The sequence below is a fragment of the Acinetobacter sp. 826659 genome (genome assembly GCF_000588515.1).
GTDB lineage: Bacteria > Pseudomonadota > Gammaproteobacteria > Pseudomonadales > Moraxellaceae > Acinetobacter > Acinetobacter pittii.
The window spans coordinates 22,989-38,307 of record NZ_JFYD01000001.1; the positions used below are offsets into that span (position 1 = coordinate 22,989).

Annotated in this window: 16 protein-coding genes; 6 read left to right on the forward strand and 10 right to left on the reverse strand. The window is 39.8% G+C overall.

Annotated elements, in window-relative coordinates; genetic code table 11:
- Positions 1-156: 156 nt before the first annotated feature.
- The 5 genes from J663_RS00115 to J663_RS00135 are packed head-to-tail and all read right to left on the reverse strand — an operon-like array spanning position 157 to position 4,942.
- Entirely contained in the window at positions 157-1,980 is a 1,824-nt protein-coding gene (locus J663_RS00115; protein ID WP_033847130.1) for an acyl-CoA dehydrogenase, read from the reverse strand.
- 9 nt (positions 1,981-1,989) lie between these two features.
- Positions 1,990-2,451, reverse strand: coding sequence for a MaoC family dehydratase (locus J663_RS00120; RefSeq protein WP_017399682.1), 462 nt, complete (start codon positions 2,449-2,451; stop codon positions 1,990-1,992).
- 2 nt (positions 2,452-2,453) lie between these two features.
- Positions 2,454-3,365 carry an SDR family NAD(P)-dependent oxidoreductase gene (locus tag J663_RS00125; RefSeq protein WP_033847131.1) on the reverse strand — a complete coding sequence of 304 codons (912 nt, stop codon included), beginning with the start codon at positions 3,363-3,365 and terminating at the stop codon, positions 2,454-2,456.
- 44 nt (positions 3,366-3,409) lie between these two features.
- The gene (locus tag J663_RS00130) at positions 3,410-4,165 is read right to left on the reverse strand and encodes an SDR family NAD(P)-dependent oxidoreductase (protein ID WP_033847132.1); all 756 of its coding nucleotides are present in this window, start codon (positions 4,163-4,165) and stop codon (positions 3,410-3,412) included.
- A gap of 12 nt (positions 4,166-4,177) precedes the next feature.
- A complete protein-coding gene (locus tag J663_RS00135) occupies positions 4,178-4,942 on the reverse strand; it encodes an SDR family oxidoreductase (protein ID WP_000190710.1) in 765 nt (254 codons plus the stop codon).
- A gap of 179 nt (positions 4,943-5,121) precedes the next feature.
- Here J663_RS00135 and J663_RS00140 point away from each other — a divergent pair, with 179 nt between their 5' ends.
- The 3 genes from J663_RS00140 to J663_RS00150 all read left to right on the forward strand — a co-directional run bounded on the left by J663_RS00140 (position 5,122) and on the right by J663_RS00150 (position 7,880).
- Positions 5,122-6,057 (forward strand): LysR family transcriptional regulator, encoded by a 936-nt coding sequence (locus J663_RS00140; RefSeq protein WP_032056047.1) that lies wholly within the window; start codon positions 5,122-5,124, stop codon positions 6,055-6,057.
- 93 nt (positions 6,058-6,150) lie between these two features.
- The gene (locus tag J663_RS00145; protein WP_017481053.1) at positions 6,151-6,720 is read left to right on the forward strand and encodes a TetR/AcrR family transcriptional regulator; all 570 of its coding nucleotides are present in this window, start codon (positions 6,151-6,153) and stop codon (positions 6,718-6,720) included.
- Between the two features lie 140 nt (positions 6,721-6,860).
- A complete protein-coding gene (locus J663_RS00150) occupies positions 6,861-7,880 on the forward strand; it encodes an MBL fold metallo-hydrolase (protein WP_033847133.1) in 1,020 nt (339 codons plus the stop codon).
- A 57-nt stretch (positions 7,881-7,937) separates the two neighbouring features.
- Here J663_RS00150 and J663_RS00155 read toward each other — a convergent pair whose 3' ends face one another.
- On the reverse strand, positions 7,938-8,306 hold the full coding sequence (locus tag J663_RS00155; RefSeq protein ID WP_033848011.1) for a hypothetical protein: 369 nt from the start codon (positions 8,304-8,306) through the stop codon (positions 7,938-7,940).
- 408 nt (positions 8,307-8,714) lie between these two features.
- Here J663_RS00155 and J663_RS00160 point away from each other — a divergent pair, with 408 nt between their 5' ends.
- Positions 8,715-9,263 carry an RrF2 family transcriptional regulator gene (locus J663_RS00160; protein ID WP_033847134.1) on the forward strand — a complete coding sequence of 183 codons (549 nt, stop codon included), beginning with the start codon at positions 8,715-8,717 and terminating at the stop codon, positions 9,261-9,263.
- 158 nt (positions 9,264-9,421) lie between these two features.
- Positions 9,422-10,627: an NAD(P)/FAD-dependent oxidoreductase gene (locus J663_RS00165; protein WP_033847135.1), complete on the forward strand. Its 1,206-nt coding sequence runs from the start codon at positions 9,422-9,424 to the stop codon at positions 10,625-10,627.
- Between the two features lie 94 nt (positions 10,628-10,721).
- Here J663_RS00165 and J663_RS00170 read toward each other — a convergent pair whose 3' ends face one another.
- A complete protein-coding gene (locus J663_RS00170; RefSeq protein WP_033847136.1) occupies positions 10,722-11,414 on the reverse strand; it encodes a type 1 glutamine amidotransferase domain-containing protein in 693 nt (230 codons plus the stop codon).
- Positions 11,415-11,570: 156 nt separating this feature from the next.
- On the opposite strand from J663_RS00170, the gene J663_RS00175 reads away from it, so the two are divergent.
- Positions 11,571-11,987 carry a MerR family transcriptional regulator gene (locus tag J663_RS00175; protein ID WP_017481049.1) on the forward strand — a complete coding sequence of 139 codons (417 nt, stop codon included), beginning with the start codon at positions 11,571-11,573 and terminating at the stop codon, positions 11,985-11,987.
- 232 nt (positions 11,988-12,219) lie between these two features.
- Here J663_RS00175 and J663_RS00180 read toward each other — a convergent pair whose 3' ends face one another.
- The 3 genes from J663_RS00180 to J663_RS00190 form a co-directional block, all read right to left on the reverse strand.
- Positions 12,220-13,287, reverse strand: coding sequence for a saccharopine dehydrogenase family protein (locus J663_RS00180; RefSeq protein WP_033847137.1), 1,068 nt, complete (start codon positions 13,285-13,287; stop codon positions 12,220-12,222).
- Positions 13,288-13,302: 15 nt separating this feature from the next.
- Entirely contained in the window at positions 13,303-14,541 is a 1,239-nt protein-coding gene (locus J663_RS00185; RefSeq protein WP_033847138.1) for an NADH:flavin oxidoreductase/NADH oxidase family protein, read from the reverse strand.
- Between the two features lie 197 nt (positions 14,542-14,738).
- Complete coding sequence (locus J663_RS00190) at positions 14,739-15,161, reverse strand: MarR family winged helix-turn-helix transcriptional regulator (RefSeq protein WP_033847139.1); 423 nt, start codon at positions 15,159-15,161, stop codon at positions 14,739-14,741.
- Between the last annotated feature and the right edge of the window lie 158 nt (positions 15,162-15,319).

Here is a 15,319-nt window from a genome sequence, read left to right on the forward strand (position 1 = left end):
CTTTTAATCCGTCCTAGATTTTTATTTTTACTTATTAGGGCACTCTTTACTGAACGCCTGATGTTTATTTTTACATAGTGATTCTTATTAGGTATTTTCTATAAAATCAGGTTGTTCTCCTTTACATTCAACGGCGCGGTTAAGGAATGGTTCTTACTAGAACCATTCTTCTGACATATTGAGTGGAGTCGTCTCTACCGGATCAAGTACCGCTAACCAACTCATAATTTTCGGCATTTCCCAGCCAAAGAAATAATCACACGCGGCAAGCTTCCCACGTAGAAAATCAGGGTCTGTTGAGTTCGGCATGAGTTTATGAATGACTACCGCTTGATCAAGCCATAACCATCCCACCACAAGATGTCCAAAAGCTTCCAGATAATTGGCGGCATTTGCCAGTTGAAGTTCTACATCGGTTAAGGCATGTAATTTCTCTGTTACATTTCGGATGAGTTGCCACTTTTGGTCTAATTGATCTGCATGATCTTTTAAAGAAGGCTCTGCCTTGGCTTGTTCAACCGTCTTCATGATTTTTTCATGTAATAGCTTCATCGACAGTCCCTGATTAAGACGAGTTTTTCGTCCTAATAAATCGAACGCTTGAATGCCAAATGTTCCTTCATGAATCGGGTTAAGTCGATTGTCTCGATAAAACTGTTCAACATTATATTCACGGGTATAACCGTAGCCGCCATGAACTTGAATGGCTAAATCATTTGCCACAAGCCCCCATTCAGAAGACCAGCTTTTCACCACTGGTGTTAATAGATCAAGTAATTGATGGGCTTGATCGCGCTGCTCAGCATCTTCAAGCGAGTGGATATCATCGGTTAATCGGGCTGCATATAGACACAGTGCCAACGCACCTGAGACATATGCTTTTTGCGCCAAGAGCATACGGCGAACATCCGCATGTTGAATGAGCGGAATTTGTGGAGAACTTGGATTGCGTTCACTACGAGAACGACCTTGTACTCGAGTTTTTGCATAATCTAAAGCATGAAGATAACCTGTATATCCCAATGCTGCTGCCCCAAGCCCAACCGAAATTCGGGCTTCATTCATCATATGGAACATATAGGCCAGCCCTTTACCAGCTTCGCCGACTAGCTCACCAATAGCACCTGCTTCTCCTTCGGGTGTGAAACGACCTTCCCCAAAATTCAGCACACAATTCACTGTTCCTCGATAGCCCATTTTGTGGTTAATGCCAGCTAATACCACATCATTACGTTCACTTGGCTGTCCATTTTCATCGAGTAATTTGCGCGGTACGGTAAACAGAGAAATGCCCTGCACACCTGCTGGTAATTGTCCATTTTCATCTGGAATTTTTGCCAAAACCAAATGAACAATATTGTCAGAGATATCGTGCTCGCCACCTGAAATCCACATTTTGTTTCCAAACAGACGATAACGACCATCTTTTGTTTTAATCGCACGTGTACGAATATCAGCCAGACTTGAACCTGCTTGCGGTTCAGATAAACACATCGTTCCGAAGCATTTGCCTTCCATCATGGCGTTGACATAGGGTTTAACTTTTTCAGGTTCTCCATGAGCCATTAATAAATTTGCATTACCAATGGTTAAAAAGGCGTAGCCCGCTGTTCCTGAATTGGCACCGAGTAGATATGCCATACCTGCACGCTCGATGGTATTGGGTAAGTTCATCCCATTCCAATCTGACGGAAACGCTGCACTCATCAAACCTGCGTCAGCAAAGGCCTTTAGCGCTACCCCGACTTCAGGATTGACAGTTACACGTTCGCCATCAAAAACAGGTTCGTTACTGTCATTTTTTTTATTATGAGGAGCAAATAAATCGGTTGCCAAAGCCTCGTAAATGTTTAAAACAGACGTATATTCAAAACGGTCCTGTCCTGCAAAAGAATTGCGTTGGCTGAGTTCTTCGACTTTTAGCCAATCAAATAGCAAAAAATCGACATCACGGCGAGAGAGAATTAATTCATTGCTCATGGGTTATTCCTATACATTTACAAGTGTAAGCCACTCGGCCACAAGTGCCGGTTTTGCCTGATCTTCGATTTCAATCGTGACTTCCATGATCAACTGATAACTTCCCTTATTTTTTTGGGAAACATTTTTTAAGTGAAAATTTCCACGCACCCGCTTACCGCTATGTACAGGACTCATAAAACGCAAATTATTGATGCCATAATTCACGCCAGATTTCTGCCCCTTTACAGTCGGCAAGACCTGAGCGGCCATCGCTGAAAGTAAAGAGAGTGTTAAAAAACCATGGGCAATCGTGCCACCAAAAGGTGTCTGGCGAGCAGCTTCTTCATCCACATGAATAAATTGATGATCTTGTGTGACATCTGCAAAGGTATTAATCATGCTTTGATCAATGGTCATCCATTGCGAGCTACCTAATGCTTGGCCTTGCAACTCAACCAGTTGGTCGATGCTTAATGTATTTTTTGTCAAAATTATTCTCCTGCCATTAATGAAGCTTTTTTCAGCTCAAGCTCACCCTGAGCACCTCCTCTGACAGGCACAAACTCATCTGTTCGATCTGAAACATCAGCTAAACGTTGTGCTAAAACATGCGGAACTTGTTCATCCGTACCTAAATAAATTCCTTGCGTAAGGGTAATGTGGGCAGCTTCAAAACTACCTGCGCCAGCACAAAGAATCATACGGGTAGGTGCATCTTCGCTAACCAAAGTCGCGATTGCAGGACTGACCGCACTTGGAGCAAGAGCTTTAAGGGCTTCTTCGGGTAATAATCCTTCAAGCATACGAGTTGCAGCTGTTGGTGCTAGACAGTTCACCCGAACATTAGATTTTTCACCCTCTAAAGCCAGTGTCTGCATGAGTCCAACCAATGCCATTTTTGCAGCACTGTAGTTGGACTGCCCAAAGTTGCCATATAGACCAGAGGATGAGGTCGTCATAACAATACGACCATATTTTTGCTCGCGCATGATATCCCATACCGCTTTAGTGCAATTTACTGCCCCCATTAAGTGGACATCAATCACGGTACGGAAGTCGTCTAGTGACATTTTACTAAAAGTTTTATCTCGAAGAATCCCAGCGTTATTAATTAAAATATCTACACGTCCCCAACGGGCAATTGTTTCATCTACCATCTGTTGTACTTGTTCAATATCCGTGACTGAAGCACCATTTGCTATCGCCTGGCCCCCAGCCGCAATAATTTCATCCACGACTTTTTGGGCCGCCATGGTTGAGCCACCTTTTCCGTTCACATCACTACCAAGATCATTCACGACCACTTTTGCACCCAAACGAGCCAGTAACAATGCATGTTCCCGCCCTAGACCTGCGCCTGCACCTGTAACAATAGCCACTCGATTGCTTAAATTAATTGTCATGATTTTTTCCTAAACATATGAATAAGATGTATTTAATAAATGTTTTAATAAGCTGTCACGCCGCCATCAATTGCAATGGCTTGACCTGTGAGATATGAGTTTTCTTTGGCACACATCATCAGCATCATTACCACCACTTCGCTTGGATGGCCAAGACGCTTCATTGGCGAGGCCTGCGCTAAAAAGTCTTGTTTTTCTTTGAGTTCACTGTCGACCACCATCGGAGTGGTTGTATAAAATGGACAAATTGCATTAACTCGAATGCCTTTATTTGCATATTCAACCGCTGCTGTTTTGGTTAATCCCACCACAGCATGCTTTGCCGCAGAATAGGCAGCCAATTTGGGAGCCGCACCTAAACCTGCAACAGAAGCAACATTCAGAATAATGCCACCCCCTTGTTGCAACATCTGACGAATTTGATGCTTCATTCCAAAGAACACGCCTTTGGCATTGACGGCAAAACTCAAATCCAGATCTGCTTCATCGGTATCAATAAAGCTTTTCATAGGCGGACTCATACCTGCATTATTGATCCCGACATCGATTCTACCAAACTGAGTAACTGCACTTTGCACCAAAGCCTGTACATCTGCTTCAGAGCTGACATCACACACTTGCGCAACCACCTCCACTCCTGCTTGGCGTAGCGGTTCAACTACAGTATTTAACCCTTCAATATTCAAGTCACCCAACACTAATTTTGCACCATACTTTGCCAGTTGCTCTGCCAGCAATGCACCAAATCCACTCGCCGCACCTGTGATTAAGACCACTTGACCTGAATAATGTTCGTACATTGCTATTCCTCCCTAAATAGTTAAACCGCCATCAACCACAATACATTCACCATTGGTGTAGCTCGCAGCATCTGACACTAAATAAAGTACAGTTCCAGCCATTTCACGCGGTTCTGCGTGACGGCGTAATGGAATTGTGTCCATCCAGCTTTTATAAATATCTTCATTTTCAAATAGTGCCGAAGCAAATTTGGTCTTGGTAAGACCCGGCAATAAAGCATTCACTCGAATGCCCAATGGTCCACATTCTTTTGCAAAGGCTTTGGTCATATTCACCACCGCAGCTTTGGTAATAGAATAAATACCTTGTCGATCTCCAGGTTGCAGGGCATTTACAGATGCGGTATTAACAATTGCACCGCCACCCTGTTCTTTCATTAATTTACCTGCCTCGACAGACATGAAGAAATATCCACGAATGTTGACTTCAACCGTTTTGTTATAGGCCCCAATATCTGTATCTAGAATATGACCAAAATAAGGGTTGGCGGCCGCATTGTTGACTAAAATATCTAAACGACCGTGTTCTTTACGAATATATTCAAAAATTGCTGCAATATCTTCGAGTTTACCTACATGACAAGCGGCTGCCTCCGCTTTACCATTTGCTGCAATAATTTCATTAGCAACGCGTTGGCAATCTTCAATCTTGCGACTAGATACAATTACATGTGCGCCTTGTTCTGCTAAAAGTTTGGCAATTTCCTCACCAATACCACGACTTGCACCTGTAACTAAGGCTATTTTTCCAGTCAAATCAAATAAATGTGTTGCCATATCATTTCCTTATGTTCATAGGTTTTATAAAAATTTGTTGTAATCAACGCTTTCTAAATGCTATTACCACAAGCACTACATTCAAAATTCACAGTATTAATCACTCTATTTCTTATGCTATTTCCTGACCATATCTAACTTGTTACAATGAATAAAATGAATTGTTTGAATAACAAACTATGAATGAAATGAATAATAATATTGCCTCTCTTGCTCGTATTGATCTGAATTTATTTCGTGTATTTGTGGCAATTTATAAAGAAAAAAATCTAACACGGGCTAGTGAACAACTTTTTCTAAGTCAACCTGCTGTTAGCCATGCATTAGCTCGTTTACGCGATCATTTTAATGACCCATTATTTATTCGAGATGGACACGGTGTTGTTCCATCACCTTTAGCCAAACGTTTATGGCCTAAAATTGAACAGTCATTACAACTTATGCATCAAGCAATTCAAAGCACGCATGACTTTGTGCCAGCACGAGATTTAAAGCATCTCACAATTGCTATGAATGATGAGTATGAAGGAATTTTTTTACCCTCTATTATTCAGCACTTAACTCAATTTAATCCTAATTTGCAGTTAAATAGCGTACGCATTGATCGTAAAAACTTAAGACATGAGCTTTCTACGGGGAAAATCGATTTTGCGATTGATGTGCAACATTCGGTTGAAGATAGCATTGGTTATGAATGTCTTACAAAAGATCAATTTGTAGTAATAAGTCGCAAGCAGCATCCCTTATTATCCAAAACAAACCTAACCAAAGAAATTTATTTAGAAGCTAAACACATTACAGTGTCCTCTCGTCCTACAGGTCGTGTTTTTGAAGATTTTTTCTTATCTAAACAAGGTATCAAAAGAACGATTAGTTTCCGCTGCCAACAATATGAAACGGCAATCCGATTAATTACACAAATGGACCATTTACTCACGATTCCTCAATGTCAAATTGCTCATTTTAAAGATACTTACCCTCAAATTAAGGTGCATCCGCTACCGATAGATATTGTTGGATATCAGATGAATTTATATTGGGATCAGCAAAAGTCTCATGAACACCAAATCGTATGGTGCAAGAGTCAAATATTGCAGCTTATGAATAGTTTATAAAATAGTAAATTTATGACAATAAAATTCTATTTCGCTTGCGCTGCTCATATTTTTATGTATGATTGAGTAATCACTCAATTAATATTTTTGTATATGGCTCGTCCTCGTAGTGAAGATAAACGTAATGCAATTTTAAGTGCTGCTATCGAAACATTGGCAGAGCTTGGCGAGCGTGCGTCTACCTCAAAAATTGCCAAAGTTGCTGGCGTGGCAGAAGGTACTTTATTTACCTATTTTAGTAATAAAGAAGAACTGCTGAACCAGTTATATCTTTCACTAAAGGCTGAACTACGTCAGGTCATGATGCATGGTTACCCGGCTGACTCAGACCTGCAAACACAAATGTCACATATTTGGCAAAGCTATTTGGACTGGAGTTTAGAAACTCCCCTTAAACGTAAAGTAATGGCGCAGCTTTCAACATCGGAACAAATTACTGAGCAAAGCAAACAAATTGGCATGCAAACCTTTTGTGACCTCACCCAAAACATTCAAGAATGTATTAATGACGGAAAATTAAGAGATTACCCACCGTTATTTATTGCTTCAATTTTAGGTGCGCTTGCCGAAGTTACACTCAATTTTATTGCCCAAGACCCTTCTCAAGCCGAGCGTTACCGCAAATCAGGTTTTGAAGCCTTTTGGCATGCAGTTTCAATATAGATAAAAGATAAGGATGCACGGCATCCTTATTTTTGAATGAATTAATGAGTGAGTAAATACTCATTTAAATAAATCGAAATAAGCACTTAGCTCAAGTTCTTATTTGTACATATAGGTTTGTTCCAATAAGGAAAAACAAAATGACTATTTCAAACACAACAGACTTGCCTGCTCCCTCAATGCCATCTCAACAACACAATGGCAAATTTAGAAATACGCGTCCAAACCAACACAAGCCTTCTTTTGGCAAAACGCTTCAACTTATGTGGAAGTTTCTATTTAACAAACCTAAAGACACTGTTCCAAACAGAGAAATTCCTGTTTTAAGTTTGTCAAAAGAACAGTTATTAAGTGCGCCTGACCGTTCTCTATTTCGTTTGGGCCACTCAACTATCTTGTTAAAACTTCAAAATGAATTTTGGTTAACCGACCCTGTTTTTTCAGAGCGTGCATCACCTTTTCAATGGCTTGGACCAAAACGTTTCCATCAGCCGCCGATTAGCATTGCCGAATTACCACCCATCAAAGGCGTGATTTTGTCGCATAATCACTACGACCACCTCGACTACCATGCAGTCATGCAACTTAACGATAAAGTTGAGCATTTCTTAACACCGCTTGGTGTGGGTGATACGCTCATTAAATGGGGAATTCCAGCAGAAAAGGTTCAGCAGCTCGACTGGTGGGATACCACACAGGTAGATGGGCTAAAATTGGTGGCTGCCCCTGCTCATCATTTTTCAGGCCGTGGTATGGGCGATAGCAATGCGACACTTTGGGCTTCTTGGGTGATTATTGATAATGATCTACGGGTATTTTTCAGTGGAGATACGGGCTATTTTGACGGGTTTAAAGAGATTGGACATCGTTATGGCCCTTTCGATCTCACCATGTTAGAAACTGGCGCTTACGACCCCGAATGGCCCGATGTTCACATGCAGCCAGAGCAAACTTTACAAGCACATATCGACTTAAAAGGACGTCATTTGTTGCCTGTGCACAATGGTACTTTTGATTTGGCACTTCATGCTTGGGATGATCCATTTGAACGTATTGTCGCTTTGGCTCAACAAAATGAGTTAGCGATTAGTACGCCTCAAATGGGTGAACTCTTGAATCTTAATGAACCAAATGTCGAAAATTATTGGTGGCGTTCGTAAGTTTGAAGAAATTATTTGGAGAGTAAAAGAATGCTTTTTCTCTCCAATATTTAAATTTTAACTTTTCTTATGTGTCTTCCAAGGAAACTTAATTGTGCACACAACAAAAACCAGAAATAAAAATTGGGAAATATACATATAGTTGAGCAAGTCTCGCCCTACCTTTAATGTAATCCAAGTGTTGTGAATGACATCACTAAATATAATAAGAAAAGTTAGAATTAAGCCGATACGAGGTCTATAAAATAGAAGAATTGCTGCAAGTGGATCAATAAACGTTAAAGATGTCCAATAAATACAAGTAAATAAAGGCGCCTTGTTATAGTCCCAAAACAAACCATGCATCAAAACTGTTTGTAAATGGTTGAACCCTGCACCAATAAGGCAAAGTGCATAAATACATCTAATAGTAAATTCAGTTTTCAAAATAACTCTCTTATTCATTCATCATGCTATATAAAAAATATTTTTATTCAGATAAAGCTATTTAATATTTTAAGCAAAACAATCTACTTAAATATAATTTAAATAACTCTATAAATAAATGATGAATACATAATTCCCCCCCTCTATCTCACTTATAAAGAGTAAATCCTTTCATTAAACATCTATCAGCCTCTAATTACATTCAAGAGACTCATTAGCATAATTTTTTGTAAAATATTAAAATTCTTTTTATTCATTAAATTTTAAATTATTCATAGAGATAGAATTATAAGTAACGCATTAATATAGCTCAAATAAAACTAGGACTATCTTTATCTTAGTTTTATTGTTGACTTAAAACACAGACTACATTAGTCTGTGTTTGTAGTTGATCAATTATGAAATTAAATGGCTTATATCACTAGTAGTGTCGAGTATGCGATTCACTGTCTTCTTTTTCTTGTGAACAATGAAGATAAACCTTTGAGTAGTAAGGATCTTGCTGAATTACAAGGAGTCTCTCCGAGTTTTATGGCCAAGATTTTTCCTAAACTTGAAAAGGCAGGTCTCGTTATTGCTCAAGAAGGTGTTCGTGGTGGATATTTACTGGCTCGATCTGCTCACGAAATCAGTTTTTTAGATATCGTGAATGCAATCGAGGGTGAAAAACCGCTTTTTGAGTGCCAAGAAGTTCGTGGAAAATGTGCAGTCTTTAACAATGCCCCACCAGATTGGGCAACCAGTGGTGTGTGTGCAGTCCATGCCGTCATGCTACAGGCCGAAAAAGCCATGAGAGACGCTTTAGGTGCTCATACACTTGGTGATATTGCAGACCGTTTTGGCCGTTATGCACCCGACGTATTTTTTAGTGATGTAAATGGCTGGATCAATGAACGCATCGAAGGAAGAACAGCAAAAATGCGGAAAAACAAAATCTCACGGGATACCCTCGACTAATGAACTGAAAGGGTCTCAAACTCTAGAGCAATAACACCCCCTAATCGTTTTAAACGCCTTCTCAGATTTTTCGGACAATCAGGGAAAGGATTCGCTCACCTTAAATTTTGTGATGAGCAGGAATGTGTTGTCCGAAAATCTATCAAAAGGATAATCAAATGAGTAAGCGTATTATTATTGCTGGTTCTGGCTTTGCTGGGTTATGGGCTGCACTTGCTGCACAAAGAGCAATTCACTTAGCTTCGCAAGAACAAAACATTGAAGTGGTGATGGTTTCCCCTAGCCCGAATGTTGGGATCCGTCCTCGTCTTTATGAAGCTGTGCTTGAAAACATGAACCCTGATATTTCAGAGTTATTAAGTGTGGTGGGAGTTAAATTTCTGGCAGGTTGGGTAAATAAAATTGACTCAAACCAACAGACCATCGAAGTTTCAACCATCGATGGCAACAAACAATCCTTAAGCTATGACCGTTTTATTCTGGCAACGGGAAGTACCACTTTTATGCCCCCGATATCAGGTCTTACCGAATATGGCTTTAGCGTAAGCACACTAGAAGATGCTGAAAAACTAGATCAGCATCTTAAAAACTTAGCCAATAAACCTGCAAATGCAGCGCGTAATACGGTGGTCGTTGCAGGTGGTGGTCTTACCGGGTTAGAAACCGTGACCGAAATGCCTGAACGTCTGCGTAGCATTTTAGGTGAAATTGATGTCCGTGTAGTTTTAGTGGATTCCTCAACAGAAATTGGCGCGGCGATGGGTGACCAAGCTGCTACTGTTATTCGAGAAGCGCTTACTGAACTCGGCGTTGAGGGCAAAGCTGGACTACGCGTGACTGCACTTGATGCAACTGGTGTGACACTTTCTAATGACGAAAAAATTGAAGCAGAAACCGTGATCTGGACTGCGGGCATGCGAGCTAACTCACTCACTTCTCAAATTGCTGGTGAAAAAGATAATTTGGGTCGTTTGATTGGGGATGCTTATTTACATGCACCCGAAGCAAAAAATATTTTTGTGACTGGCGACACTGTAAAAGTTCCTACCGATGATTTAGGGAATTTTAATATGATGTCGTGTCAGCATGCTATGAGCTTAGGCCGTGTAGCGGGTTACAATGCTGCGGCAGAATTAGTTGATTTACCCCTTCATCCATACAGCCAACCAAAATATGTAACTTGTGTTGACTTAGGTCCTTGGGGTGCACTTTATACCGAAGGTTGGGATCGACAAGTTCAATTTGTGCGTGAAGAAGCGAAAAAAATTAAACAGGAAATTAATACTGTCTGGATTTATCCACCAGTTGCAGACCGTGAAGCAGTTTTTGCAATAGCAAACCCTGATTTTGTGATTGTTCCTTAAATTTAACCTCGTAGGATCAATCCATTTATTTAAAAACCCTAAAAGTAAGCCCATCGCTGGTCCTACTTTTAGGGTTTATATTTGAATTACTAAATTATGACTTTTCTAGCTCTTCTATTATCGCTAAAGCCGTCTTTTTAGCTGAAAAAGGGTTTTGACCCGTAATTAATTTGCCGTCTTGAACGACGTATGGTGCAAAAGGAATAAAAGCTTTTTCATAACGAGCGCCATATTCTTTCGCTAACTCTTCGGCATTGTACGGCACTTTTTTTGCCACTCCTGCCAAAACCTCTTCACTCCATGCAAAGCCTGTTAACTTTTTACCTTCTATTAGTCGTTTGCCATTGGAAAGTCTGACATTGAGCAAACCACAGTAGCCATGACAAACACTCGAAACAATACCGCCTTTTTCATAAATATTTTTGGTGATTTCTTGAAGTTCAGGGTTATCTAAAAAATCCCACATCACACCGTGACCACCTGTGTAGTAAATCACGTCATAGTCTTGCCAATTAATATCGGAAGGCTTAAATGTATTAGCCAATAAAGTCATAAAGGCTTGATCATCTTCCCTCGCTTTTACAGACTTGTCAGAAACCAAAGCTCCTAATGATTTTGGCTCTATCGGAGTTTTTCCGCCATTGGGGCTCACTATATCTTGCACATAACTTTGCTTTTCAAATTCGTCATAGGCATGGGTGAGCTCGCCTAACCACAGCCCTGTTGGTTCATCGACATCCTTATAGCGTGAAACATTAGTCACCACGTGTAATATGCGTTTAGACATTTTCTCACCTCATTTTTCATATTTATAATTCTATTCTTTCGTCTATCAAAGCATAGAAAGTTGTTACTGAAAGTGTGTGCTTGGTAAAGTTATGAACCTTGCTTTTGTGTTACTATAAGTCTAAAGTTAGCTTGAATGTCAAGAGAGTATGTAGCTATGAATATTAGCGAGTTATCGAAATTAAGTGGTTTAAGTACCCCTACTATTCGTTATTACGAGCAAATTAAACTCTTGCCTAAAGCCAAAAGAAAATCGAATGGCTATCGTGAATATACCGATAACGATTTGAAACAACTTTCTTTAATCCAGCAAGCTCAACAAGTCGGTTTTTCTTTAGCAGAAATTAAAGCATTTTTGCCGTCGAAAGTTGTCGCTTGGGACCATGATGCTCTCATTCAAACGATTGAAACCAAAATTCAGGAAATAGAACTTTTAGAACAAAAGCTAAAAGTCAGTAAGCAAAACTTACATACCATGATTGAAGCTATTAATAACAAACCAGATGAAATTACATGTGAGCAAAATGCAGAACGTCTGATGAATCTCTATTTTGACAACGCAAAAACACCGTAATTTCAATTTCAATTAGAGTTAATCGCTCTCGCGTTGTATAGATGGATACTGGTATCAACTAAGTAACCAAAGCGTTTAAGTATCAATCTATAAATCTAAAAAAGCGAATTACGGACCAACGCTGTAATTCGTTTTTTCATGCAAATACTATAGAAAAAAATCAGCCAATCTTTTGATAGTGAAAACCTTATTCGGGACCATCAATAAATGTGCTGTTTTAATAAAGGCTTTATTAATTAATGACCAGTGGACCAGAACCCGGTAGTTCGGTCACTAGCTTATAACCCATCAATTTTGCAGGTGTGTATGTACCACCCTTAACGGTATTTTTGAGCAAATAATTCACTACAGTCAGTGAACCATTTACCGTAAGGCTATAAGCGTTTTCCGTTTGGATACGGGCGGTTTTGATTTCCCCACGCGTATTTCTTGCTTCACCCCAAACATAGGTGGGTACTTTTGCGCGAAGTTCCTCATTTGGCCCAACAACCGTTTTTTCAATACGCGATTTAATAAACTTCTGTACAGCATTTAGTTTTAATACTGGGCGTAAATAGTTCATCATTTTCGCACCAAAAATCATTTTGGGAAATGCGGGTACAAACACTTCAATGTTTGGAATACCTGTTGTATAGAACGCTGTAGATACGTCTCCCCATGGAACACTCATGGCACTTTTTTTACCATCACCAAAATCAATGGTACGCACATAATGGGCTAATGGAACGGTGGTAATTTTTCCGTTTTTACGAATTTTCCCACCTTCGGCCATGCCTTCTGTACTTGTTTTAGCTGTACCCGGTGAAAACCCTGTTCTAGAATCAAAACCAAGCGCTAAATGGGTCGCATCTGGCAATGCTTCTTTCAGTACAGCGGCAACACAATCTGTCGGGATCACATCGAAACCGACACCCGGACAAAGCACAATATCGGCTTTTTCAGCTTGACTATTAAGTGACTGTGCCAATTCAAATACAGCGATTTCACCAGTAATATCTAGATAGTGAGCACCAGCCTTTATACAAGCTTCCATCATGGGTTTTGATGTTGCTGAAAATGGCCCTGCACAGTGCATCACCAGTTTAAAGCCTTGCAGTTGCTCACTGACCGCATCTACGTTATCGAGCCCAAAAGCTTTATAGTCGAGTCCCAACTCTTGAGCTAATGTTTCAACCTTAGCTTTGTTACGACCAGCCAGAGTTGGTTTTAGACCTTGGCGTACAGCTTCACGAGCGATTAACTCGCCCGTGTAGCCATTTGCTCCATAAATTATCCAGTTTGAATCGTTAGGATTTGTCATAACACAACTCACTTATTAAGAAGCAAATGAATAGTCACGCATGCCTTTTTTGTATTGGCGGGTACGGCATGACATCGCTGATTGTTGCAAAATTAAAGCCCAAGCTGGTGAAACATTTGGTTTTGTTTTTTTACCAGAGCTTAAATTACGTAACTGGAATTTGACCACCGACATATTGGCAAGTGAAGCAAGTGTTTTGTTCTTCCAAGTAATCGGTTTTAATTCAGGAGTAAGATTCTGGCCTTGTTTCCAAGCATTTGGCAAATTAGGTTCAATTGCTAGAGCTGTGGCAATACCGACCATATCTACACCGCTTTCAACTACTTTTTCTGCTACCTGCTTACGGCGTATGCCACCTGTCACCATAACAGGCATTTTGGCAACTTTACGAATTTCTTGTGCAAATTCTAAAAAGTAAGCTTCACGAGCAAGTGTACGGCCATCACGTGCTTGACCTTGCATGGCAGGTGCTTCATAACTACCGCCTGAAAGTTCAACCAAATCTACAGCGTGTTCATTTAGCATTTTAACTACTTGTTGAGCATCTTCAGCGCTAAATCCACCGCGTTGGAAATCGGCTGAGTTCAGTTTTACTGCAACAGTAAACGTAGGCGAAACGACTTTACAAACTGCTTCCACAATCTCAATTAAAATACGAGCGCGATTTTCTAAAGAACCACCCCACTGATCTTGGCGTTTATTACTCAGTGGTGAAAGAAACTGGCTTAATAAGTAACCATGTGCTGCATGAATTTCTACACCAGTAAACCCAGCTTTTTCACCTAGACGCGCTGTGTTTGCAAAACGCTGAATCACCTCTGCAATCATAGATTCAGTCATTTCAATTGGTGTATTAAAGCGATTTGACAATTTGCCAAGATCAAGTGAAATAGCCGATGGTGCCCAAGTCTGCTGACCAAGATTTGCTTGCATTTGACGTCCTGGATGGTTAATTTGAAGCCAAACCTGAGCACCTTTTGAACGACCAATTTGTGCCCATTTTTTAAAAGTATCTAGATGCTTTTCATCTTCTAATACTACACCGCCCGGTCCAGTCATCGCTCGGCGGTCTACCATCACATTTCCAGTAATAATTAGACCTACACCACCATTTGCCCAAGCTTGATATAAACGCATTAATTCTTCTGATGGTGCGTGGTTTAAATCAGCCATGTTTTCTTCCATTGCCGCTTTAGCAATACGGTTTGGAACATATGAGCCATTTGGGAATACTAATTTTTCGAACACTTTCATTGGAATGACCTCATTCAGTATGGCTTTACTTTAAGATTAAAGCTAACTTTAATGTCAATACCTTTTCCACTTCTATATTTAATTAATTGAATTTATTATTTTTATATAAAAAAAGAGGCACTCAATGCGCCTCTTTTTGAAAAGATTAAAGCTTCAAATTATTCGCAGATAAAAATTATTTTCAGTTAAAGAAAACTTTATAAATCTTCCAATAACTTCAAAGAAAGCTTTCTTAGCATAGTCAGCTCCTCATCATTCATATGCATTGAGCATCGCAACTGATTCGGTAGGTCAATCACTTTTTCTTTTATCTCTAAAGCTTTATCCGTCAATATTACTTTTTTTACCCGCTCATCTTCTTTGATCGATACCCTCTTCAGAAACTCTTTTGCTTCAAGTTTTTGAACCAATGGCGTTAAGGTGCCTGAGTCAAATAAAGTCTTTTCACCGAGTTCTTTGAGAGAAATATCATCTTGTTCGTACAAAGCTAAAAGAACGATGAATTGAGGGTAAGTTAAATCGAAATCTTTAAGTAATGGACGATACTGGCGCGTAAGTGCATTCGCTACGGAATAAAGCGAAAAGCAGAGTTGATCACCTAATATATTGTTTTCTTTCATATTTAAACCAAAAATTAAATTTATCTAAAAATTATTATAAATAATTCTTGACCATAAGTATCTTGCGTGCAAGTATTATATACACAAGATACTTACTGAACTGAGTTTTCGATAGAACCAGCTTCATATGGGACACAAAGCATTGGCTCAAAGTTGTA

Bases quoted from the DNA above. Each gene is read 5' to 3' on its own strand.
- J663_RS00115 (WP_033847130.1), bottom strand. From the start codon at position 1,980: ATGAGCAATGAATTAATTCTCTCTCGCCGTGATGTCGATTTTTTGCTA.
- J663_RS00125 (WP_033847131.1), bottom strand. From the start codon at position 3,365: ATGACAATTAATTTAAGCAATCGAGTGGCTATTGTTACAGGTGCAGGC.
- J663_RS00130 (WP_033847132.1), bottom strand. From the start codon at position 4,165: ATGTACGAACATTATTCAGGTCAAGTGGTCTTAATCACAGGTGCGGCG.
- J663_RS00135 (WP_000190710.1), bottom strand. From the start codon at position 4,942: ATGGCAACACATTTATTTGATTTGACTGGAAAAATAGCCTTAGTTACA.
- J663_RS00140 (WP_032056047.1), top strand. From the start codon at position 5,122: ATGAATGAAATGAATAATAATATTGCCTCTCTTGCTCGTATTGATCTG.
- J663_RS00145 (WP_017481053.1), top strand. From the start codon at position 6,151: ATGGCTCGTCCTCGTAGTGAAGATAAACGTAATGCAATTTTAAGTGCT.
- J663_RS00150 (WP_033847133.1), top strand. From the start codon at position 6,861: ATGACTATTTCAAACACAACAGACTTGCCTGCTCCCTCAATGCCATCT.
- J663_RS00160 (WP_033847134.1), top strand. From the start codon at position 8,715: ATGGCTTATATCACTAGTAGTGTCGAGTATGCGATTCACTGTCTTCTT.
- J663_RS00165 (WP_033847135.1), top strand. From the start codon at position 9,422: ATGAGTAAGCGTATTATTATTGCTGGTTCTGGCTTTGCTGGGTTATGG.
- J663_RS00170 (WP_033847136.1), bottom strand. From the start codon at position 11,414: ATGTCTAAACGCATATTACACGTGGTGACTAATGTTTCACGCTATAAG.
- J663_RS00175 (WP_017481049.1), top strand. From the start codon at position 11,571: ATGAATATTAGCGAGTTATCGAAATTAAGTGGTTTAAGTACCCCTACT.
- J663_RS00180 (WP_033847137.1), bottom strand. From the start codon at position 13,287: ATGACAAATCCTAACGATTCAAACTGGATAATTTATGGAGCAAATGGC.
- J663_RS00185 (WP_033847138.1), bottom strand. From the start codon at position 14,541: ATGAAAGTGTTCGAAAAATTAGTATTCCCAAATGGCTCATATGTTCCA.
- J663_RS00190 (WP_033847139.1), bottom strand. From the start codon at position 15,161: ATGAAAGAAAACAATATATTAGGTGATCAACTCTGCTTTTCGCTTTAT.